The 522-nt window shown below is 48.1% G+C and carries 1 protein-coding gene; it reads left to right on the top strand.

Annotation, left to right across the window (positions count from 1 at the left end; all coding sequences use genetic code 11):
- Positions 1-522: uroporphyrinogen decarboxylase family protein (locus R7Q11_RS29205; RefSeq protein ID WP_318094492.1), on the top strand; the 522-nt coding region annotated here is incomplete at both ends.

Below are 522 nucleotides of genomic sequence, written 5' to 3'. Positions count from 1 at the left end.
GCTTCTTAAAGAGCCGGTAGATTACACGCCAGTATGGATGATGCGTCAGGCAGGTCGTTACTTACCAGAATACAAAGCTACGCGTGCTCAAGCGGGCGATTTCATGTCTTTGTGTAAGAATGCGGAGCTGGCGTCTGAAGTAACTCTTCAACCACTACGCCGTTTTCCTCTTGATGCAGCGATCTTGTTCTCTGACATCCTAACTATCCCAGATGCAATGGGTCTGGGTCTGCGTTTTGCTGCTGGTGAAGGTCCGGTCTTCGATAACCCAATTACTTGCAAAGCCGACGTAGAGAAAATCGGTCTGCCAGATCCAGAAGGTGAACTGCAGTACGTAATGAATGCCGTGCGTCAAATCCGTAAAGATTTGAATGGTGATGTACCTCTAATTGGTTTCTCTGGTAGCCCATGGACGCTTGCGACTTACATGGTTGAAGGTGGTAGCTCTAAGGCCTTCACGAAGATCAAGAAGATGATGTACGCAGAACCTCAAACTCTGCATCTTCTGCTGGATAAGCTAGC

It is taken from the genome of Vibrio sp. 970, from assembly GCF_033339075.1.
The sequence above is the reverse complement of the archived record's forward strand: the minus strand, read 5'-3'. Positions and strand labels throughout refer to the sequence as shown.